The 1,070-nt window shown below is 36.7% G+C and carries 1 protein-coding gene; it reads right to left on the bottom strand.

Annotated features, from left to right (window positions below):
* Positions 1–9: 9 nt before the first annotated feature.
* Positions 10–981 (bottom strand): IS30 family transposase, encoded by a 972-nt coding sequence (locus tag FC30_RS02215; protein ID WP_056938461.1) that lies wholly within the window; start codon positions 979–981, stop codon positions 10–12.
* Positions 982–1,070: the final 89 nt, after the last annotated feature.

Here is a 1,070-nt window from a genome sequence, read left to right as displayed (position 1 = left end):
CCTGAATTGTCAAATCAAGTTAGAAAAAACTACATGCTCATTTGTAATGTACTTCATGAATACTTCTAGTGGGGTTCTATAGTTTAAACTTTTACGTGGAATATTGTTTCTATAACTAGCTACCTGTTGGACATAGTCAGTGGAGAGGTCACTAAGATCAATATCTTTTCCTAGTCCGTCTTTTCTAAGTAATCCATTTGTCTGTTCATTTAGCGCTCGTTGGTTAGGTGCACCTACATCGGCAAAATAGGTACTGATATCATGCTTATTAGAAATATCTTTCCACTTAGAAAATTCCTTACCATTATCAAAAGTGATCGATTTAAAGAGTCCTTTAGGAGTAACAGAAAGTAAAGCATCAAGTTTCTCTAAAATAGCTTTATCCGTCTTATAGCGTGTATTCAAAAGGATGACAGCCTTAGACTTTCGTTCAACTAATGTCATTACTGCACCACGATGTTTTTTACCTTGGATCGTATCAGCTTCAAGATGTCCAAATTCATTATGGTAGTTGGGATAGTCCTGATGCCGCTCTGAAAGGGACCGACCTAGTCGTCCAGCTTTTCCACGGCGTTCAACGTAACCATTTGGATGTCTTTTTCCTTTCATTGGGAGTGAGATCACATCTAGAACGTTAGAACGCTTGAAGATGCGATAAAGTGTACGCATTGAGCAACTGATATGTTTTTCATTACGTCCGATAATCGTATCAGGGGTCCAACCTAGACTAACTTTTTCCTTGATGTACTCAAGCTCATCATTAGGTAATACGATGGGTTTACGGCCGGATCTAGATTTATTAGCCCGATAGTTTTCATAGTATTCAGAGATCGAATTCCCAGCATCTAAAAAACGATATACTCGATAAATAGTTTCAGCACTACGCTTTAAGGTTTTAGCTACAATATAGGCTTTAACACCTTGATTCCAAAAATTTTGTATGAAGGACAGTTCGCTTATGGTAAGATGATTATAGGTCATTTGTGATTTTCCTTTACTTTTGTTTGTAGTTACCCAAAAGTCTATCACAAATGGCTTTTTATTTTTCTAACTTAATTTTACAAACTGCG

It is taken from the genome of Ligilactobacillus animalis KCTC 3501 = DSM 20602, from assembly GCF_001434535.1.
Lineage (GTDB): Bacteria > Bacillota > Bacilli > Lactobacillales > Lactobacillaceae > Ligilactobacillus > Ligilactobacillus animalis.
This window is presented reverse-complemented; position numbering and strand designations above follow the sequence as displayed.